The sequence below is a fragment of the Pantoea sp. IMH genome, assembly GCF_000599885.1.
Taxonomy (GTDB): Bacteria; Pseudomonadota; Gammaproteobacteria; order Enterobacterales; family Enterobacteriaceae; genus Erwinia.
On record NZ_JFGT01000004.1, the window covers coordinates 64338 to 83980 of the forward strand.

The following is a 19643-nucleotide window of genomic DNA, read 5'->3' on the forward strand; positions in this document are numbered from 1 at the left end:
GTCATTGTTTACTGAGCCGATTGCGCATCCGCTTCGGTGGTCGCCGAGGGAACCAGTCCGTCGTTTAACGGCGCATCGCTGGTCGCCGGGGCCGCCTGGGTATCCGTTTGTGAGGCATCGGTGGTCGTTGATTCAGCCTGGGCGTCTGCGCGGGTTGGCTTCGCCACAGGGGAAGTTTGCTGTTCCGGCTTTTTCTCTGGCGGAAAATAGAGCGGCCCTTTCAGCCCACAACCCACCAGGCTGGCCACGGCCAGCGCCAGCGCCATCCGACAAATCAGTTTGTTCATGCTTATTCTGCTCGTTATAGGTGCCTGTTGGTCGTCTATCATCGCAGGTGAAGGGCTAAAAGCAACAGGAAAAGGTAAAGCGCTGCCGCCGGAGAAGGCGCAGCAGCGGCCTGGAAGTCTCGCTTTTTTCAGGAGAAAACCGGCCGACCCTGCCTCAGTGAATCTGGTAGCGCTTGGCGTAATCGCCGCTGGCATCGTTGTCCGACGCCACGGCGCAGAGCTGCGCCAGCGTCTGGCTGCGGAACGGGATCACCTGGAAACGCCCCTCGACCTGCACGATCTGGTAAAACTGCGGCAGGTTAAAGTTGATAAAGCTGGAACCATAGGTGAAACGATCGTGCGAAGAGGAGTAAAAGCGGCTCACATCACGCACCAGCTCCTCTTTGCTGCCTTCACAGTGATGATAAATTTCCACCCGGTTTGTCTCATCCAGAATGTAAATATTAAACCCGCGATCGTCTTTTGTATCTTCAAAGAAGAACTGAATGATCCCTTCACTGGCGTAGCCGTTCACCACGGCAGGAAGCCGCGTCTGATCCGTCTCAACCTTGATAGAAAGACCGTGAAGCTTATTATTTGATATCGCTCCGTAGAACTCGACCGCATTTTCCAGCTTCTGTACGGATACGCTCAGGCGTTCAAAGAACAGCCCCCAGGTCTGGCCTGCCACGCGAACCGCCTTAAACCGGCCCGGTTCCTGTCGCGTGCTGGAAAGACGTAACTCGATACATTCGGAAACCAGTTGCTGAACGCGGGTACGAATCAGACCACGCAGATGCTGGCTGTAGCAGAAGACCTCGACCGCATCCGGCGGCGCGGCATCCTGATGCATTTTGCCCAGGATAGTTTTCAGCGCCTCGATCATCGCCTGTTCGCCATTAAAGTGCAGCGTACGCACCTCATTCCAGGAGTTGCGGTAAAGCAGATCGATACTGCCGATCAGACACTGCTGCTGCTGCCCGAAGCTGAACACATCCAGCTTGCGGAAGTCAAAATGCACCACCTGGTTACGGAAGGCCGCCGTCGGGTCATATTCAAGATTGACAATGATCGCCAGATGGCGGATTTCGCAGGGACTGTAGAGCGCTTTCGCGGTCGGCGCAGGCAGGCGCAGCGGAAAATGGTGCGAAACATCGGCGACCAGCTCCTGAAGCCGTGCCAAATCGCAAAGCTCGTTACCCTTCATATGCAGCTGCGTTTTGCTGGTGAGCAGTCCGTTAAACCAGGCCCAGGCGACCAGCTTATTCAGGTAGCGGTTATATTCCAGCGGCTGATGACTGATGATGGACTGCATATCCGGTGACTGATTATAAAGGTACCAGCCGGCACGGTTCGCGCGTCCGTTTGGCACATGGATAAACGTCAGATGCGGCTCTGAAAGGTCAGGCGAGATCTGCGGATTGACCAGCGTGACTTTACCGGGCAGCGCCTCAAAAGCGGCATAAAGCTTACGGGTGAGTACGCCGATATCCTGCGGGCTGGCGCTGACGCTCAGATTGTTGCGCCGGGCGAAGCGGATCAGGTTGCGATAGCTTTGCATCATCGCATCCAGCAGTTCATTGTGCGCCTCGCGCACGCGACCGATTTTCCAGTCGGCACGGCTGTCAAGGATCGCCAGGCGCTGTGCATCCCAGCCCCACTCTTTCACCAGCTGACTGAGGATCTCCCGCCGCCAGCCAGGTTTACCGCCCTCAACCGACAGCTTCTCACAGACCTTCAGATAGAAGCAGCGGCGAACCAAATCGAGACGCGCAGTGTCATCAATACTGGTGAGATAGTGCGTCACTCTTTCCAGCATCATGCAGTAGGCGTCGAGCCCGTAAGAGACGATTTCCCCATCGTGCAAACGCTGCTTGATATCCCGCGCCAGCAGTTGGGTGTTCGGATACTCCCAGGAATAGGCTTCAAGCAGCAGGGTTTTCAGGACGGCTTTATACGGTGAGTCGATACTTTTATAGAGTTGCCACAGGCTGGCACCGAAATATTCTTCGGCAGAGAGCTGATTCAGTCCGCCAAGATCGAGCCATTCGTTAGGGGTCAGTACCCCTTTCTGATACAGCGACATAACGTAGTCGTCGTAATGCTCTTCTTCTTCTCCCGGCACCATATTCCACAGAATACGCTTGCCGGCCATGCGTACGGCGGTCCGGTAAAACTCATCCAGCAACAGGATATGCTGAGTTGAACCACAATCTTCGCCGCCCAGGCTACCGCTTTCATTATGGCGAAAACGGTTTTCATCGATCAGGAAGAAGCTCACTTCTACCCCCATCGACGCACACCATTTTTGTAGCAGCGTGCATTTTTTCTGCAGGCGCAGGCGCTCTTCATTATCCAGCCACGATTGGTGGCAAACCCAGATATCCAGATCGGAGGTGCTGTTCTGCCCGACAGAAGAAGTACTGCCCATCGAATAAACGCCGGTAATCGGCATCTCTCCCTGAGCGGGGATTCGGGCTTCTGAACCTGATTTTTCTATTAAATCATCCAGATAGGAAATCTGGCTTTCATCAGGCGTGTAGAAACTGATGCCATGTGGAACGTTACCTTCAAGGTAACCCGGCATCAGAGGGTGATGATAATGTAATAAGGTTGGCAGCAGACTGTAGACCTGTTGGAACGAAGGCCCCATGGCAGCCAGAGCGCGATCGACGCGCAGCTGGTTAATGGCATCCAGTCTCTGTTTCAGTGTCTCTATGTAGAGGTACAAGACGTCTCGCCTGATTATCCCAGTGCTTACAAAAAACCCTGTTTCCGAAATTTGCCGCTTGGTTTAGATATAGTCGTGCAAATTATTGCTGGAAACGTGATCAATCTAACACCAGACAGATTGACCGTAAAGAAAGTTGCGCTACAGAACAGTTTAGCACGTTTTACGTTCAGCCTGGCCGAAGAACCCAGAATCCGTCCCTTTCCTGCCGTTTAAAACCGTGGAAACTGACAGCATTCCAGTATCAATGATAGGATAATCAATGAACGATCAAAACGGTAAGAAGCATGTTAGACAAAATTTTAAGAATTGCCACCCGACAAAGTCCGCTTGCCCTGTGGCAGGCCCATTATGTTCAACAGCGCCTGATGGCTTGCCATCCGGGGCTTCGCGTTGAGCTGGTCCCTATGGTGACCAAAGGGGATGTGATCCTCGACACCCCGCTGGCGAAGGTTGGCGGCAAGGGGCTTTTTGTCAAAGAACTGGAGCTGGCGATGCTTTCCGATCGCGCGGATATCGCCGTTCATTCCATGAAAGACGTGCCGATTGATTTCCCGGAAGGTCTGGGACTGGTGACGATCTGTGAACGTGAAGATCCGCTTGATGCTTTCGTTTCTAACCACTACGACTCGGTTGATGCGCTGCCTGAGGGTGCGGTGGTCGGTACCTCAAGCCTGCGTCGACAGTGCCAGCTGAGCGCACGGCGCCCGGATCTGCGCATTCATTCCCTGCGCGGCAATGTCGGTACGCGCCTCGGTAAGCTCGATGCGGGCGAATATGATGCCATTATCCTGGCCGTGGCCGGTCTGAAACGCCTGGGCCTGGGTGAGCGTATTCGCCACGCCATGCCTGCCGAAGAGTCGTTGCCGGCGGTAGGTCAGGGCGCCGTCGGGATTGAGTGTCGTCTGGATGATGCCCAGACCATTACGCTGCTCGCCGCGCTTAACGATGAGGATACCGCCACGCGCGTAAAAGCGGAACGCGCCATGAATACCCGTCTCGAAGGTGGCTGCCAGGTTCCCATCGGCAGTTACGCCGTGCTGGAGGACGAAACGCTGTGGCTGCGCGGACTGGTGGGTTCACCGGACGGCACGAAAATGATCCGTGGCGAGCGGCGCGGCCCGCGCGAGGATGCCGAGAAAATGGGGATCTCCCTGGCGGAAGAGCTGCTGGACCACGGCGCACGTGAAATTCTCAGGGACGTTTATCAGGGAAATCCTCCCGTATGACCATCCTCGTCACGCGTCCCGAACCGGCTGCGCAGGAGCTGGTCAGCCGGTTGCGTAACGCAGGCAGGGAAGCGTGGGCGATGCCGCTTATCGAGTTCACCCCCGGCACAGCGTTAGACAGCCTGCCCGGCGAACTGAATGCACTGCAGTCCGGCGATTTAGTCTTTATTTTGTCGCAGCATGCTATTCATTATGCCCAGCCAGCAATGGCCAGGGCGGGTGCCACATGGCCCTCCAGCCTGAACTACTATGCTATAGGGCGCACCACCGCCATGACGTTTCACGCCGCCAGCGGCCTGAACGTTATCTGGCCGCACGAACGTGAGACCAGCGAAGTCCTGATTCAGCTCCCGGCGCTGCAACAGGTCGCCGGCAAACGTGCGCTGATATTGCGTGGCAACGGTGGCCGTGAATTACTGGCGGAAACCTTGCAACAGCGCGGCGCTGATGTACAGTTTGTCGAATGCTATCAACGCTGTGCGAAGATCTATCAGGGCGCGGCGGAAGGCCGTCGCTGGCGGGATCGCGGAATTGATACGCTGGTCGTGACCAGCGGCGAAATGCTGCAACAGCTCTATTCGCTGTTCCTTGAGATAGATCGTGAGGAGTGGCTTTTGCGCTGCCGGCTGATTGTCGTCAGTGAACGCCTGGCAATCCGTGCAAAGGAACTGCGTTGGCAAAATATCCGGGTAGCCGATGGTGCCGATAACGACGCGTTGTTACGAGCGTTACAACAAACTTAAAGATGGGAAGAGCGACAATGACGGAACAAAAAGATTCCTCTGCCATAGTTGAGGAGACCACTCCGGCGGTCAATCCTTCAACTCCGGAGCAAAAGCCACGCCGCAAAGCTAACAACACCGGCACGAAGCTGGCCATACTGGCTATCGCTATCGCGCTGGCCTCAGGTGCTGGCCTCTACTTTTACGGTCAACGTCTGGCGCAGCAGCAGGCCGCCAGCAATGAGGCGCTGTCTGAGCAGATTGCTGATTTGCAGCAGCAAGCCAACGGCGACAAAAAAACGCTGGAACAGCAGCTCACAACGACAACCGGCGAGCTGGACAGGGTACGCCAGCAGCAGGCTGCCACCAGCCAGCAGCTTGATGAGCTGAAACAGAAAGTCGCCACCATTTCCGGTAACGATGCTCAGACCTGGCTGCTGGCTCAGGCAGATTACCTGGTGAAGCTTGCCGGACGTAAACTGTGGAGCGATCAGGATGTCACCACCGCGGTCGCCCTGCTGAAAAGCGCGGACGCCAGCCTGGCGGATATGAACGATCCCAGCCTGATCGAAGCCCGCCGCGCGCTGAATAATGATATCAGTACCCTGGCGGCGCTCAGTCAGGTTGACTATGACGGAACCATTCTCAAACTGAATCAGCTCGCTAACGGCGTGGATAATCTGCGGCTCGCTGACAGCGACAGTGATGACGCGCCTATGGACGCTGACAGTGGTGAGCTCTCTTCTTCGCTGCGCGAATGGCGCCAGAATCTGGTGAAAAGCTGGCACAACTTTATGGATGATTTCATTACCATCCGCCGTCGTGACACCACCGCTGAACCGCTTCTTGCCCCGAATCAGGATGTTTATCTGCGTGAAAATATCCGTTCACGTCTGCTGATCGCCGCACAGGCGGTACCTCGTCATCAGGATGAAATCTACCGACAGTCAATTGATACGGTTTCAGCCTGGGTTCGCGCCTGGTTTGACAGCCGGGACCCGGCGACAAAAACCTTCCTGAGCCAGCTGGATGAACTGAGTCAGCAAAGCGTGTCGATGGATCTACCTGAAGCGCTGCAAAGCCAGCCGATGCTGGATAAACTGATGCAAACGCGCGTACGCAGCCTGCTGGCTCAGCCCGGCGCAGGACAACAGCAGCAGGGAGAATAAGCATGCTAAAAGTTCTGATACTTTTTCTGTTATTGATGGCGGGCGTGGTCCTTGGGCCTTTGCTGGCCGGGCATCAGGGTTATGTGCTGATCCAGACTGACGGCTGGAATATCGAAACCAGCGTAACCGGTCTGGCGATTATCCTGATCCTGACGCTTATCGCCATTCTGATTGTCGAGTGGGTGCTGCGTCGTCTGCTCAGAACCGGCGCCCGTACCCGTGGCTGGTTCCGGGGCCGCAAAGGCAAACGCGCCCGTAAGCAAACTAACGCCGCACTGATTAAGCTGGCGGAGGGGGATTACCGCCAGGTTGAGAAGCTGCTTTCCCGCAATGCCGATCATGCTGAACAGCCGGTGGTGAACTATCTGCTGGCGGCGGAAGCGGCTCAGCAGCGTGGCGATGAAATCCGTGCGAATCAGCACCTTGAACGCGCAGCAGAACTGGCAGGCGGCGATCAGTTGCCGGTTGAAATTACTCGTGTCCGTATTCAGCTGGCACGCAATGAAGATCATGCCGCCCGCCACGGCATCGACCGGCTGCTTGAAGTGGCTCCCCGTCATCCAGAGGTGCTACGCCTGGCCGAACAGGCCTATGTCCGTACCGGTGCGTGGAACGCCCTGCTGGACATCCTGCCTTCAATGGAAAAAGCCCAGGTAGGCGATGAAGCGCATCGCGTGGCGCTGAAGCAGGATGCCTGGCTGGGTCTGATGAATCAGGCGATGGCGGAACAGGGCAGCGAAGGCCTGAAAAGCTGGTGGCAGGCCCAGAGCCGGAAGACCCGTCATGAGCCCGCACTGCAGGTGGCGATGGCAGATCACTTAATTGTCTGCAACGATCATGATACGGCGCAGGAAATCGTGCTCGATGGCCTTAAGCGTGGCTATGACGAGCGCCTGATCCTGCTGATGCCTCGCCTCAACGCAGGCAATCCCGAGCAGCTGGAGAAAGCCCTGCGTCAGCAGATTAAGCAGCATGGCGCAACGCCGCTACTGCAAAGCACACTCGGTCAGCTACTGATGAAACACGGCGAATGGGAGCGCGCAAGCGAAGCATTCAGAGAGGCGCTCAAGCAGCGTCCTGATGCCTTTGATTATGCCTGGCTGGCGGATACGCTGGATCGCCTGCATAAGCCTGAGGAAGCGGCTGAAATGCGACGTGACGGCCTGTTACTGACGCTGAAGAGTAACTGATTAACGAGTTACTGCAATGCCGGGCATCCGCCCGGCTTTTTTTTGCCCGCCGAGCTGAATTACCCCGGCACAAACCAAAAAAAACACCTGCCAGAAGGCAGGTGCAAAATTCAGATCGGTAAAACAAATTGGCTGGTACCTGACTCAACGTAGTATCCGGACTCCCGTAAGGTCTTGCGACGATATGGGTGGGTGGACAACAGGTACCCTAAAGGGCTCTGCATCATTCCCGGGTTTATGAAGCCTAAGCAAGCATAAGAAGTGGAATGAGCATCTACCCCACTAATATAGCACAGCGCATGCCACAGAGAGGAGCCGCTGCGCTATATAGCCATCGGGTGTTTATGCGTTATTTAAAATGACATCTACGGTGACATACGCGCCGTTGCAGTATAAGACGAAGGAAAGTGTTGAGGCTGTCAGGCAGAACGGCGAATGCGGACAGACAGCAGTGAGCATATGGAGCGATCGAATGGTCACGTGACATCAATGAATACGTTGATAACGTTGTCATGAGAGGAAAAGGGAGAATCGAAGCAACGTTGTCTCGCTGCGCCCGGCTCAAACCTCCTTCGGAGGTTCTCATCCTCTGTGAGCAACAGAGACAAAAAGGCCAGCTCGGAAGCTGGCCTTTTCTAAAATGGTCGGCGAGAGAGGATGATTCCCCTTCGGGCCGTTGCTGAAGCAACGTTGTCTCGCTGCGCCCGGCTCAAACCTCCTTCGGAGGTTCTCATCCTCTGTGAGCAACAGAGACAAAAAGGCCAGCTCGGAAGCTGGCCTTTTCTAAAATGGTCGGCGAGAGAGGATGATTCCCCTTCGGGCCGTTGCTGAAGCAACGTTGTCTCGCTGCGCTCGGCTCAAACCTCCTTCGGAGGTTCTCATCCTCTGTGAGCAACAGAGACAAAAAGGCCAGCTCGGAAGCTGGCCTTTTCTAAAATGGTCGGCGAGAGAGGATTCGAACCTCCGACCCACTGGTCCCAAACCAGTTGCGCTACCAAGCTGCGCTACTCGCCGAAATCGTACTGCTACTGCTGTTGCTCAGATCCGCAGACCTTAAGCAGAAAACCCTGCCTCAGCAAGGTTTTGAAAAAGTGGTCGGCGAGAGAGGATTCGAACCTCCGACCCACTGGTCCCAAACCAGTTGCGCTACCAAGCTGCGCTACTCGCCGACGAGTACATCTCTTACTGCTGATTTTGTGGTGCGAAGAGAGGGACTTGAACCCTCACGTCCGTTAAGACACTAACACCTGAAGCTAGCGCGTCTACCAATTCCGCCACCTTCGCATACCTGACAAAATCTGGGGTGGCTAATGGGACTCGAACCCACGACAACTGGAATCACAATCCAGGGCTCTACCAACTGAGCTATAGCCACCACCCCTACTACTTTACTGCTTACTTCTTTACTAACGCGGTTATTACCACCGCAGCTCTTGCACACAACTTAATGGTGCGCCCGACAGGATTCGAACCTGAGACCTCTGCCTCCGGAGGGCAGCGCTCTATCCAGCTGAGCTACGGGCGCATAGCGCCGTTGCGGATGGGCATACTACGGATTTGAGCCGATCCTGTCCAGTGCTTTTTTCACAAATACACCTGTTTGCTTACGCTTTGTGCGTTCTGTCTGAATCACGTACATTTTGCACAAAATCTGGCCGAAAAACCCTCACCAGTCAGCCACTATTACTTTGTCTGTTGATGAAATTAAAGATCGCCGCGCAGGTAATAATTGAGAAATTTCAGCAAACTGAGCTGACGACTCAGACGCGAAGGCTGCACAATAAGCCGGTAGAGCCATTCAAGGCCCATATTCTGCCAGATCTTGGGGGCGCGCTTAACGTGACCGGTAAACACGTCGTAGGTGCCGCCTACGCCCATATAAAGCGCATCGGGATACGCCGCCTTGCAATCCTGCATAAGAATCTCCTGCCGCGGCGACCCCATCGCAACAGTGACAATTCTGGCTCCGCTGGCGGCAATCTGGGCAAATAGCGCCTCACGTTCGCCAGGGGGAAAGTAACCGTCCTGCGCACCAACGATATTGACGTTCCACTGACGGCGAAGCTTATCTGTGGTCTGCTCCAGAATCGCTGGCTGGCCACCGATGAGGAAAACGGGTGTACCTTCACGCCCGGCTCGCGCCATCAGCGCCTCCCAGAGATCGGCTCCAGCTATCCGGCTAACCTCCGCCTGTGGATACTTTTTCCGGATGGCGCGAACAATACTGATGCCATCCGCATATTTATATTCCGCCGCGTTAATAAGCTGCTTAATTTCGGGCTGGCTTTCAGTCTTGAGCACTTTTTCTGCATTAATAGCGACCAGCGTACCGGTTTTGAGGGTTTCTCCCTGATAGAGGTAGTCAAGGAACCCGGCCATATCGCGAAAACCCAGCAGCGTGATACCACGGATCTGATACTGCGGTACTGTGGATGGGGCATCCATGATCTTTTCCTTCGGTTCAAATGGAACAATGTGGGCCATCAGTCAGCCCTGATAAGTGGGATGTTTTACCGGCAGAGCCTGCGCTGATTTTCTGACACGTACTAATCCTGCCCGATCAAAAAGCCAGTAAAGCAGCTTGGCGATAATGACCGTTACAGCAAAGATCAGGCAGAAGAACACCACGCGGGAAGCAAAAGCGTCCACCCCTTCCCTGGCGAGCACAATCATATTGAACACCGCACCGAAGCAGAAGCTTTGCAGAATAGCCGCCTTATAGCGGTTACTTTCCTGCTGGCCTTTTTGGTACAGCCAGTCGAACCATTTAATAATCAGCCCGACTGCCACCGCGCCCAGCGGAATAAACCAGACGCCGCCCATCACCACCAGCGAGCCGATAATCGTTGGCGAAATAGCCAGCCCCGAATGGTTATTCAGCACTTCCCAGGTAAAATAATTTGCGCTGTTCAGCACCAGAGAAGGCCGCTCCGGCCAGAGCCAGCTGGGAATAAATACGTAGAAGTCACGCACTATCGGCGCCAGTCCCTGAAAATCAATTTTGTCATAGTTTTGCAACAGCAGGCCAAGGTTCTCCCAGGGCGAGAAAGTATCGCGCGTCAGATAGAGAAAAGTATAAAAGGCCTCTGCGCCGCTGACATCCAGGTTATAGCGCCTCAGCGCCAGCCAGAACATCCCGATAACGCCCGCCACGCCTGCCGACGCCAGCATCCACAACGTTATCCAGCCACGGATGATGCCAATGAACAGAAACAGGGCAAAAGCGATAATAATATTGGCCCGCGTCCCGCCCACGATCATATAGGTTAACAGGCCGAAACTTACGGTAGCGACCAGAAATAACAGCCAGTTGCGGAAGCTTTGGTTGAGGAAGTAGACCACCAGCATGGCGGGAATAAAGAAATAGAAAAAGCGCTTAAGCGCGACGCCAGACACCTCTGCGGAGAAGATCTGACTGTAGCTGTGCAGCTTAAACAGCAGGAAACCATTATGCAGAAAAAACACCAGCACAGTTCCCAGCGCGATCAGCATCAATATTCCCCATGTCAGATGCAACTCCACCCGGTTTATGGTGAAAACCGGACGCGTCGGCGCCGCTGACGAAGCCCTGAGACGGGTTTTATAACTCACATAATAAATGACGTAGAAGCCGGTGGCGGACAGCAACGCCTGAAGGAGGTATTCCGGCGGCACAACCTGCACATCAAAGCCAAATACCAGCGTACAGGTCAGCGGAAAACCAAAGTAAAACGTCAGTAAAAAAAGCAGCGAAAAGAAGACGTTAAAATTAAATTTTACCCGGCGAAATTCGCGCCAGGTCAGCGTCAGGATAATCCCCAGCGAAACAAGATAGACCACCAGCAAACCAGCAAAATCGGCCATTGTCATCGCCTCTCTCCTTCAGCCAGCTCGAGCGCCTGCTTCCAGCCGTCAACATAGGCGGGATCGAAAAACGCAATCGCTGTTTTATCCAGCAACGTCATTTGCCGGCGGGTCTCTTCCACAAGCTGGGGGTTCAGTTCATCACCGGCAAACAGCACCGGGACATTCTGCCCGGCCAAATCGTGCCAGAATGGATTTTTGCGGTTCACCACAAAGGGGATATTAGCCTGAATCAGCAGGCAAAGCGTGCCGATGCCCTGCTGCCGCTCGAAGATAAAATAGCCTAAATCGCAGCGGACGAGCAGCGCTAAGTAGTCCGTAAATTCAAGTTTATCACTGAGGATATGCAGCTGACCGGTGGGAAAAAGCTTTTCGCCCATTTCCCGTACCTGCTGAATATAAGCCTCATTACCCGGCGGGTAGCCCATCGGCACAATTACAGAGACTGTATCGCCAAACTGCAGATGAATATCCTTCAGCGCCTGAATATGGCGATTACTGGCATCCCCTGAGTTCCCTACAAGAATCGTCAGTCCGGTGCTTTTCTGCCTCGGCGGCAGCGCCGTCTTTGCCATACGGGTAGGAAAATAGAGTAATGATGCCGGTAGATCCGGATGCCGCCGATGCAGATGGACAATATCGCCAAGGGTGGCGAATACGTGCCCCACACGCTTTTGCGCCAGGCGACGCATCAGATAGAACAGCCGGAAACGCAGGCCGCTGCCCGCTTCATAGAGATCGGCGCCCCATATGTGCCAGTAAAACTGTGTTGGAAGGATTTTTCCGGTCAACACCGCCAGCCACAGGGCGGGATTGAACTGCCCGTGAAAAAAGAAACGGGTTTGCCGGTCCTGCTTTGCGCGTGCCGTTACCGCCCGGGCGATGTCACGCTTGTCCGAAAAATGGCGGATAGCCAGCGCATCAAATTCGGTGTCTGCTGGCATCTCGCCAACAATCCAGAACTGACGCGGCACCTGAGTGGGGATCGCTTCAGAGAGTACTTCGTTAAAAAAGCGCAGTACGGTCTGATTATGGTGTGGAATGGGCGAACCCAGAACGTGAATCAATGTGATCATTTTTTTCTACGATAGAGAAGAAATACGCCGGTACAGAGCGTGAAATAAACCATGTATGTCGCCATATAGGCCTGCGCCGCCCCGGTCGCGCCGTGCAGCGGGATCAGCCAGTGGGCGAACGCCGTCAACAGGATGAACTGGCTCACCTCCGTCAGGATGTAGAAGCGCAGCGAGGCTTTGGCAATCACCAGATAGCCGAACACATAGGCGCCCACTTTGAACACGTCGCCGGTCAGCTGCCAGACAAACAGATCGCGCATCCCGTAAAACTGGCTGGAGAACAGCAGCCAGATGGCCAGATCCCTCAGCAGCCATACGGTGAAACTGACGGCCGCGACGGCGGGCAGTACAAAGCTCAGCGAACGGAAGATTTCCCGGGAGATCGCCTGTTTGCTGGTGAGGCGGGAAAGCGTCGGCAGTAGATAAACGCTGAAGGAGGCGGTGATGAATTGCAGATAGGCATCGGAAATGCTGGTCACCCCCTGCCACAGGCCGACCTGCTCCCAGCCATCATGTTCTGCCAGCAGGTTACGCATCATGATCCACGCGATGGGTAAAGTCACCGAGGTGATCAGCGCCATCAGGGTGAATTTGCTCAGGTTACGCGCGATCTCGCCATCCCAGGCGGGCTTAAGATAATGCAGCGGCAGATGCTCACGCTTCGCCAGCATAAGAAACGCCGGTACCACGACCAGCGCGGGCACCATCGCCAGCCCGACCAGCGCACCGCTGTAGCCACCCAGCCAGTAGCAGATAAACCATGCGGCTACCCCCGCCAGACTGCCGATAATCAGCGCCAGCGCGTTTCCGCGCGCATCGCGAAAGCCTTTGATAATCGCCAGCGAAAAGTTAGCCAGCGCGATACCGATCTGCAAAAACGCCACTATTCTGACCACGTTCTGATAGCGGTCGTGGCCGAATAACCCAATGCTGATGGGTCCGGCAAACAGCAAAAAAATCACGGCGAGCAGCGCTGAACACCCCAGCACCATCGCGGAAGCGGTCCCGGTTACTGCCCTCAGGGACTGAGGCTGCTGCTGAAACTCCGCAACGTATTTCGTCACGCCGTTGAAGATACCGGCGCCTGCCAGCACCCCCAGCACGGTAACTAACTGCCGGAAATTACCTGCCTGACCGACGCCGGTCGGCCCGAACGCCACCGCCAGCATTTTAACCACCAGCAGCCCGGCAACGATTTTGACCAGTGTGGACGCAGCCGTCCACACTGAAGCTTTAGCCAGCGACATATCAGGAGAAATAGCTCAGCAACGAATGGATTATCGTCGTCTGATCATCATCAGAAAGATTGTAAAACAGGGGCAGCCGCAGCAGTCGCTCGCTTTCCGCCTGGGTATAGCGATCCTCACCGTGGAAGCGCCCAAAGCGCTCGCCAGCCGGTGAAGAGTGCAGCGGAATATAGTGGAAAACGGCAAGGATCTCCGCTTCCTTCAGCCACTCTATCAAGCTGCTGCGATCTTCATTGTCTCGCAGCTTAATATAAAACATATGCGCATTATGCTGACAGTCAGGCGGGAAGGAAGGCAGTGTGATCCTGCCGCTGGCAGCAACAGGCTTTAAGGCATCGTAGTAGCGCTGCCATAGCTGAAGACGGCGCCCGTTAATAACCTCCGCCGCTTCCAGCTGTGCCCAGAGATAGGCGGCTTGCAGATCTGACATCAGATAGCTTGAACCGATATCCCGCCAGGTATATTTATCCACCTGCCCGCGAAAGAACTGGCTGCGATTGGTGCCTTTCTCACGAATGATCTCCGCCCGCTCCACCAGCGCCGGATCGTTAATCAGCGTGGCTCCACCTTCCCCGCCTGCCGTGTAGTTTTTCGTTTCGTGAAAGCTGAAGCAGCCGATATGTCCGATGGTGCCCAGCGCCCTGCCTTTGTAGCCCGACATCACGCCCTGTGCGGCATCCTCAATAACATATAATTTATGCTTATCCGCGATAGCCATAATGCTATCCATATCACAGGCGACGCCGGCGTAGTGTACAGGCACGATGGCTCTGGTTTTGTCCGTGATCGCCGCCTCAATCAGGCTTTCATCCATATTGAGCGTATCGGGACGGATATCGACAAAAACAATGGTGGCGCCGCGCAGCACAAAAGCATTTGCCGTAGAGACAAAGGTGTAGCTCGGCATTATCACTTCATCGCCGGGCTGAATGTCGATCAGTATCGCCGCCATTTCCAGCGAGGCGGTGCAGGATGGTGTCAGCAGCACTTTCTGGCTACCGAAGCGGTTTTCCATCCACTGCTGGCAGCGCCGGGTAAATCCGCCGTCGCCGCAGAGTTTGCCGCTGCCCATTGCCGACTGCATGTATTCAAGTTCGGTTCCCACGATCGGTGGGGCGTTAAACGGGATCATAATGTCACCTGTAAAGCCACCAGGCGGTGCGTTCTATCACACCGCCGCAGCGTTGATAAAGTCGGAGTGCCGGCAGGTTACTCAGCTGCGTGGCAACATGGAGGCGTGTAAGCCGGCGCGCACGGCACCAGTCGGAAGCCGCCGCCAGTAATCGCTGTCCCACACCCAGCCCCTGCGAGGCGGGCAGTGTTGCCAGCAGCCCCACCCTTGCGCTGCCGTCGGACAGCTCGCGCAACGAAATAAATCCCTGCATATTACCGGCGTCATCCACGGCGAGCAGGCATTGATGATCAAACGTGCCCAGAACCGCATTCTCTATCCAGCGCGCGTAAAACCGGCTGCTTTCACCCGGCTTATACCAGGGTGAACGAAACCGGCTCCAGGCAAAGGCTTCCCCCGCCGCGCTTCGCAGAGCGGGAATATGTTCAGCCCGCGCGATGCGGATGCCTGCGGGACGAGATGCGGCATCAATTCCCATGACAAAATCCGCCTCGCCTTCCACCAGGCGAAAGCCCAGCGCGCCAAGCTCATCCAGCTCCGCCGTCTGCTGAGAGAGCAGTTTGGCCTGCACGATGTCATAAGCGTGAAAGTCAGCCTGATGCAGAGGCCGATCGCCTGAAAAGTCGAGCAGCCCGACTTTCAGGTTAAAAAATTCACTCTCCCATTGCAGGGAGTTAATACTGGCGTGGACGGGCATTTAGCAGATCTACCAGATAGTGGCCGTAGCCGGTTTTGGCCAGCGCCTGGGCTGAACGACGCACGTCCTCATCCGACAGCCAGCCATTACGCCAGCCGATCTCTTCCAGACAGGCAATTTTAAATCCCTGACGTTTTTCCACGGTTTGCACAAAGGTGCTGGCTTCAATCAGGCTGTCGTGAGTACCGGTATCAAGCCAGGCAAATCCGCGCCCCAGTAGCTGGACGTTCAGCTCGCCTTTTTCCAGGTACATCTGATTGATGCTGGTGATCTCAAGCTCGCCGCGCACAGAAGGCTGAACGCGCTTTGCAAAATCCACCACCTGGTTATCATAAAAATAGAGTCCGGTAACCGCCCAGCGGGATTTTGGCGCTTCCGGTTTTTCTTCAATAGAGAGGGCGCGGAACGCATCGTCAAATTCCACCACGCCGAAACGTTCGGGATCCATAACCTGATAGCCAAAGACCGTTGCACCCTGATTTTGCGCGGCAACCTGCCTGAGCTTAGGACTGAATCCCTGCCCAAAGAAGATGTTATCGCCGAGTACCAGGCAGCAGCTTTCCCCGTTAAGAAAAGCTTCACCGATGATAAAAGCCTGGGCAAGGCCGTCCGGCTGCTCCTGCACGGCGTAGGTGAGCTGGATACCAAACTCGTCACCGTTGCCCAGAAGGCGCTGGAAATGCGGCTTATCTTCCGGCGTAGTGATAATCAGGATATCGCGGATCCCCGCCAGCATCAGTACCGACAGCGGATAGTAAATCATCGGCTTATCGTAAACCGGCAGCAGCTGTTTCGAGATTCCCCGCGTGATGGGATAGAGGCGCGTGCCCGATCCCCCGGCCAATATAATACCTTTCATCTTTTGCTCCCGGATACGCAGTCGATCATAGCGATAACCCTAAACGTTCACCCTGATAGCTGCCGTCGAGTATGCCTTGCCACCAGGGGCGGTTGGCCAGATACCAGCTGACCGTTTTGCGCATACCTGACTCAAACGTTTCCTGTGGCCGCCAGCCCAGCTCACGTTCGATTTTTCCGGCATCAATCGCATAACGGCGATCGTGACCGGGCCTGTCGGCAACGAACTGAATAAGGTCGCGAAAATGGGCGATGCCCGCCGGTTTGCTCTCCGCCAGCTCATCAAGCAGATCGCAGATAGTCTCCACGACCTCCAGATTACGGCGTTCGTTATGCCCACCGATATTATAGGTTTCACCCGGTTTCCCTTCTCTGGCGACCAGATAGAGGGCGGCGGCGTGATCTTCAACATAAAGCCAGTCGCGGATCTGCGCGCCATCGCCATACACCGGCAGCGGTTTCCCGGCCAGGGCGTTGATAATCATCAGCGGGATCAGTTTTTCCGGGAAATGGTAAGGCCCATAGTTGTTTGAACAATTTGTCACCACAACCGGCAGGCCATAGGTGCGTTGCCAGGCGCGGACAAGGTGGTCGCTGCTGGCTTTGGTCGCCGAATAGGGGCTGCTGGGTGCGTAAGGTGTGGTTTCAACGAAAAAGTCAGTGTCGTTTTCCAGATCGCCAAAGACTTCATCCGTCGAGATATGGTGAAAGCGAAACGCGGCTTTTTCTGCCTCCGGCAGGGTTGCCCGGTAATGGCGGGAGGCTTCCAGCATCATATAGGTGCCGATGATATTCGTCTCGACAAAGGCTATCGGCCCGTCGATGGAGCGATCAACATGGCTTTCCGCAGCCAGATGCATGATGAGATCGGGCCGGTAGCCCGTTATCGCCCGATCGACAGCGGCACGATCGCAGATATCCACTTTTTCAAAGGCAAACCGGGGGTTGTCGGCCACGCTGGCAAGAGAGGTCAGGTTGCCGGCATAGGTCAGTTTGTCGAGCACCAGCACCGAATCATCAGTGGTGTTGAGAATATGCCGCACGACGGCGGAACCGATAAAACCGGCGCCTCCCGTGACCAGAACGCGTTTCATCGCCAGACTCCCTTGGTATCAACGATCCACTGCGACGTTATGTGCGTTACGTCTACCGCTTTGAACGGGGTATGATCCACCAGCATGACCAGTACATCAGCCTGCTGTAATGCAGTCTCCAGTGGCACCAGCGACGCTTTACCCGCCAGCGCGGGAGGAAGCTGATTAATATTCGGCTCAACGACCAGCGTCTGGCCGGGATGCCAGCCGATAATCATGCTGGTCACATCCATTGCCGGACTTTCGCGCAGATCATCAATATCAGGTTTGAACGCCAGCCCAAAACAGGCGATTTTCAGTTCGCTGGCGCGTTTATCGCTGTTCGCCAGACAGTCGGCCAGCGCTTTTTTCACCTGCTCAAGCACCCAGTGAGGCTTGCCGTCGTTGACTTCACGCGCGGTGCGGATCAGACGGGCCTGTACCGGATTTTGCGCCACGATAAACCAGGGGTCGACGGCAATGCAGTGGCCGCCAACGCCAGGACCAGGCTGCAGGATATTTACGCGGGGATGACGGTTGGCGAGGGCTATCAGCTCCCAGACATTAATCCCCTGATCGGCGCAGATAAGCGACAATTCGTTGGCGAAGGCGATGTTGACGTCGCGAAAGCTGTTCTCGGTGAGCTTGCACATCTCCGCCGTGCGGGCGTTAGTGGTGACGCATTCGCCTTTCAGGAAAATCCTGTACAGATCGCAGGCCAGGGCAGCACTGGTGGATGTCATGCCGCCAATGACCCGATCATTGGTCACCAGTTCTTCCATCACCTTGCCCGGCAGGACACGTTCCGGGCAGTAGGCGATATGGATATCGGCCTCATCGCCTGCCTGTTGGGGAAACGTCAGATCGGGTCTTGCCGCCGCCAGCCATCCGGCCATCAGCTCGGTGGCGCCTACCGGCGAGGTTGACTCAAGGATCACTAAGTCGCCGCGTTTCAATACGGGCGCAATCGATCCCGCTGCCGCCTTAACCCATGTCAGGTCCGGCTGGTGATCGTCTTTAAACGGCGTGGGAACTGCAATCAGAAAGGCATCGGCAGGTTCAGGCTGCGTTGCCGCCCGCAGAAAGCCCTGCTCAACCGCCTTTTTCACGACCCTGTCCAGATCGGGTTCGACGATGTGAATTTCACCGCGGTTGATGGTTTCCACGGCGTGGGCATTAATATCGATGCCCACCACTTTTTTCTGGCGGGAAGCAAAGGCGGCGGCAGTCGGCAGGCCGATATAGCCCAGGCCGATCACAGAAATAGTGTTAAAAGTCATAAAGAAATCCGGTTATTTTTCAGGGCATCAACGATACGCTGGCAGGCCAGTCCGTCGCCGTAAGGGTTATGGGCGCGGCTCATAGAGTGATACGCTTCTTCATCGGTCAGCAGGCGGGTCGCTTCGCTGACGATTTTCTGCACATCAGTTCCTACCAGCCGCACCGTGCCAGCCTCAACTGCCTCCGGACGCTCTGTTGTCTCACGCATCACCAGTACAGGTTTACCCAGCGAAGGCGCCTCCTCCTGAATACCCCCGGAATCTGTCAGGATTAGCCAGGCATGAACCATCAGCCAGACGAACGGCAGATACTCCTGAGGCTCAATCAGCACGATGTTCTCAATGCCACGCAGAATGCGGTTAACTGGCTCGCTGACGTTAGGATTCAGGTGCACCGGATAAACAATCTGAACATCCGGGTGAAGCCTTGCAATCTCCGCCAGCGCGCTACAGATGCGCTCGAAACCGTCGCCAAAGCTTTCACGGCGATGGCCAGTCACCAGGATCATCTTCCTGTTTGGATCTAAGAAAGGATAACGCGTTGCCAGACTTGCGTGCAGCGATTCCTCTTTCAGTACGCGATCGCGCACCCAGAACAGCGCATCAATGACCGTATTACCGGTCACGAACATGCGGGAAGCGTTCAGGTTCTCGCGCAGCAGGTTTTGCCTGGCGGCTTCGGTGGGCGGGAAATGATAGGTCGCCAGATGCCCCGTCAGGGTCCGGTTAGCCTCTTCAGGCCAGGGGGAATAAAGATCGCCCGTGCGCAGACCCGCTTCCACATGCCCAACCGGAATACGATGGTAAAAAGCGGCCAGACTGGCAGCAAAGGTGGTGGTGGTATCGCCATGAACCAATACCACATCCGGCGTGAATTCGGCGAAAACGCCCTTCAGGCCCTCAAGGATGCGGCTGGTGACTTCGGTCAGCCCCTGACCAGGGCGCATGATATTGAGATCGTAGTCGGGGGTGATGGCAAAGAGCTGCAGCACCTGATCCAGCATTTCGCGATGCTGGGCCGTAACGCATAAACGCGCTTCTATCTCACTATCCTGCGCGAGTGCGTGAACCAGCGGCGCCATCTTGATCGCTTCCGGACGCGTGCCAAAAACAGTTAGTACTTTCACTGT

At 55.6% G+C, this 19643-nt stretch carries 16 protein-coding genes, 5 tRNA genes and 2 other RNA genes; 4 read left to right on the forward strand and 19 right to left on the reverse strand.

Annotated features, from left to right (window positions below):
• Positions 1–8: 8 nt before the first annotated feature.
• The gene (locus EA20_RS21275; protein WP_024966100.1) at positions 9–287 is read right to left on the reverse strand and encodes a lipoprotein; all 279 of its coding nucleotides are present in this window, start codon (positions 285–287) and stop codon (positions 9–11) included.
• Between the two features lie 154 nt (positions 288–441).
• A complete protein-coding gene (locus EA20_RS0106735; RefSeq protein ID WP_024966101.1) occupies positions 442–2997 on the reverse strand; it encodes a class I adenylate cyclase in 2556 nt (851 codons plus the stop codon).
• A 287-nt stretch (positions 2998–3284) separates the two neighbouring features.
• Here EA20_RS0106735 and hemC point away from each other — a divergent pair, with 287 nt between their 5' ends.
• From hemC to hemY, 4 genes are read left to right on the forward strand one after another with little or no spacing between them, the layout of a single operon-like run.
• The gene (hemC, locus tag EA20_RS0106740) at positions 3285–4226 is read left to right on the forward strand and encodes a hydroxymethylbilane synthase (protein WP_024966102.1); all 942 of its coding nucleotides are present in this window, start codon (positions 3285–3287) and stop codon (positions 4224–4226) included.
• Positions 4223–4969, forward strand: coding sequence for a uroporphyrinogen-III synthase (hemD, locus tag EA20_RS0106745; protein ID WP_024966103.1), 747 nt, complete (start codon positions 4223–4225; stop codon positions 4967–4969). Before hemC ends, hemD begins: the two co-directional genes overlap by 4 nt.
• A gap of 17 nt (positions 4970–4986) precedes the next feature.
• On the forward strand, positions 4987–6117 hold the full coding sequence (gene hemX, locus EA20_RS0106750; protein WP_024966104.1) for a uroporphyrinogen-III C-methyltransferase: 1131 nt from the start codon (positions 4987–4989) through the stop codon (positions 6115–6117).
• A gap of 2 nt (positions 6118–6119) precedes the next feature.
• Positions 6120–7307 (forward strand): protoheme IX biogenesis protein HemY, encoded by a 1188-nt coding sequence (gene hemY / locus EA20_RS0106755; RefSeq protein WP_024966105.1) that lies wholly within the window; start codon positions 6120–6122, stop codon positions 7305–7307.
• 641 nt (positions 7308–7948) lie between these two features.
• Here the strand turns inward: hemY and EA20_RS20125 are convergent.
• The 17 genes from EA20_RS20125 to wecB form a co-directional block, all read right to left on the reverse strand.
• Positions 7949–8062, reverse strand: a non-coding RNA gene (locus tag EA20_RS20125) — RtT sRNA.
• A gap of 34 nt (positions 8063–8096) precedes the next feature.
• A non-coding RNA gene (locus tag EA20_RS20130) (RtT sRNA) lies at positions 8097–8210 on the reverse strand.
• A gap of 34 nt (positions 8211–8244) precedes the next feature.
• A tRNA-Pro gene (locus EA20_RS0106760) sits at positions 8245–8321 on the reverse strand.
• A gap of 78 nt (positions 8322–8399) precedes the next feature.
• Positions 8400–8476: transfer RNA gene (locus tag EA20_RS0106765), tRNA-Pro, on the reverse strand.
• A 28-nt stretch (positions 8477–8504) separates the two neighbouring features.
• Positions 8505–8591, reverse strand: a tRNA-Leu gene (locus EA20_RS0106770).
• Between the two features lie 15 nt (positions 8592–8606).
• Positions 8607–8682 (reverse strand) — tRNA-His (locus tag EA20_RS0106775).
• Positions 8683–8755: 73 nt separating this feature from the next.
• Positions 8756–8832 (reverse strand) — tRNA-Arg (locus EA20_RS0106780).
• A gap of 179 nt (positions 8833–9011) precedes the next feature.
• Positions 9012–9752 (reverse strand): lipopolysaccharide N-acetylmannosaminouronosyltransferase, encoded by a 741-nt coding sequence (gene wecG, locus EA20_RS0106785; RefSeq protein ID WP_024966106.1) that lies wholly within the window; start codon positions 9750–9752, stop codon positions 9012–9014.
• 42 nt (positions 9753–9794) lie between these two features.
• Positions 9795–11156: an ECA oligosaccharide polymerase gene (gene wzyE, locus EA20_RS0106790; RefSeq protein WP_024966107.1), complete on the reverse strand. Its 1362-nt coding sequence runs from the start codon at positions 11154–11156 to the stop codon at positions 9795–9797.
• Complete coding sequence (locus tag EA20_RS0106795) at positions 11153–12226, reverse strand: TDP-N-acetylfucosamine:lipid II N-acetylfucosaminyltransferase (RefSeq protein ID WP_024966108.1); 1074 nt, start codon at positions 12224–12226, stop codon at positions 11153–11155. Before EA20_RS0106795 ends, wzyE begins: the two co-directional genes overlap by 4 nt.
• Positions 12223–13473, reverse strand: a complete 1251-nt coding sequence (wzxE, locus tag EA20_RS0106800; RefSeq protein WP_024966109.1) for a lipid III flippase WzxE — start codon at positions 13471–13473, stop codon at positions 12223–12225. Before wzxE ends, EA20_RS0106795 begins: the two co-directional genes overlap by 4 nt.
• A 1-nt stretch (position 13474) precedes the next feature.
• Positions 13475–14605 carry a dTDP-4-amino-4,6-dideoxygalactose transaminase gene (gene rffA, locus EA20_RS0106805; RefSeq protein ID WP_024966110.1) on the reverse strand — a complete coding sequence of 377 codons (1131 nt, stop codon included), beginning with the start codon at positions 14603–14605 and terminating at the stop codon, positions 13475–13477.
• Between the two features lie 4 nt (positions 14606–14609).
• On the reverse strand, positions 14610–15302 hold the full coding sequence (gene rffC, locus EA20_RS0106810; protein ID WP_024966111.1) for a dTDP-4-amino-4,6-dideoxy-D-galactose acyltransferase: 693 nt from the start codon (positions 15300–15302) through the stop codon (positions 14610–14612).
• Positions 15280–16161: a glucose-1-phosphate thymidylyltransferase RfbA gene (gene rfbA, locus EA20_RS0106815; protein WP_024966112.1), complete on the reverse strand. Its 882-nt coding sequence runs from the start codon at positions 16159–16161 to the stop codon at positions 15280–15282. Before rfbA ends, rffC begins: the two co-directional genes overlap by 23 nt.
• Before the next feature lie 25 nt (positions 16162–16186).
• A complete protein-coding gene (gene rfbB, locus EA20_RS0106820; protein ID WP_024966113.1) occupies positions 16187–17254 on the reverse strand; it encodes a dTDP-glucose 4,6-dehydratase in 1068 nt (355 codons plus the stop codon).
• Positions 17251–18513 carry a UDP-N-acetyl-D-mannosamine dehydrogenase gene (gene wecC, locus EA20_RS0106825; RefSeq protein WP_024966114.1) on the reverse strand — a complete coding sequence of 421 codons (1263 nt, stop codon included), beginning with the start codon at positions 18511–18513 and terminating at the stop codon, positions 17251–17253. Before wecC ends, rfbB begins: the two co-directional genes overlap by 4 nt.
• A complete protein-coding gene (wecB, locus tag EA20_RS0106830; RefSeq protein ID WP_038381543.1) occupies positions 18510–19640 on the reverse strand; it encodes a non-hydrolyzing UDP-N-acetylglucosamine 2-epimerase in 1131 nt (376 codons plus the stop codon). Before wecB ends, wecC begins: the two co-directional genes overlap by 4 nt.
• Positions 19641–19643 lie beyond the last annotated feature (3 nt).

Excerpts from the sequence above, each read along its gene's own strand:
- wzxE (WP_024966109.1), bottom strand. The coding sequence starts at position 13,473 with ATGTCGCTGGCTAAAGCTTCAGTGTGGACGGCTGCGTCCACACTGGTC.
- rfbA (WP_024966112.1), bottom strand. The coding sequence starts at position 16,161 with ATGAAAGGTATTATATTGGCCGGGGGATCGGGCACGCGCCTCTATCCC.
- hemY (WP_024966105.1), top strand. The coding sequence starts at position 6,120 with ATGCTAAAAGTTCTGATACTTTTTCTGTTATTGATGGCGGGCGTGGTC.
- EA20_RS21275 (WP_024966100.1), bottom strand. The coding sequence starts at position 287 with ATGAACAAACTGATTTGTCGGATGGCGCTGGCGCTGGCCGTGGCCAGC.
- wecC (WP_024966114.1), bottom strand. The coding sequence starts at position 18,513 with ATGACTTTTAACACTATTTCTGTGATCGGCCTGGGCTATATCGGCCTG.
- hemC (WP_024966102.1), top strand. The coding sequence starts at position 3,285 with ATGTTAGACAAAATTTTAAGAATTGCCACCCGACAAAGTCCGCTTGCC.
- wzyE (WP_024966107.1), bottom strand. The coding sequence starts at position 11,156 with ATGACAATGGCCGATTTTGCTGGTTTGCTGGTGGTCTATCTTGTTTCG.
- EA20_RS0106795 (WP_024966108.1), bottom strand. The coding sequence starts at position 12,226 with ATGATCACATTGATTCACGTTCTGGGTTCGCCCATTCCACACCATAAT.
- hemX (WP_024966104.1), top strand. The coding sequence starts at position 4,987 with ATGACGGAACAAAAAGATTCCTCTGCCATAGTTGAGGAGACCACTCCG.
- rfbB (WP_024966113.1), bottom strand. The coding sequence starts at position 17,254 with ATGAAACGCGTTCTGGTCACGGGAGGCGCCGGTTTTATCGGTTCCGCC.
- rffA (WP_024966110.1), bottom strand. The coding sequence starts at position 14,605 with ATGATCCCGTTTAACGCCCCACCGATCGTGGGAACCGAACTTGAATAC.
- wecG (WP_024966106.1), bottom strand. The coding sequence starts at position 9,752 with ATGGATGCCCCATCCACAGTACCGCAGTATCAGATCCGTGGTATCACG.
- rffC (WP_024966111.1), bottom strand. The coding sequence starts at position 15,302 with ATGCCCGTCCACGCCAGTATTAACTCCCTGCAATGGGAGAGTGAATTT.
- hemD (WP_024966103.1), top strand. The coding sequence starts at position 4,223 with ATGACCATCCTCGTCACGCGTCCCGAACCGGCTGCGCAGGAGCTGGTC.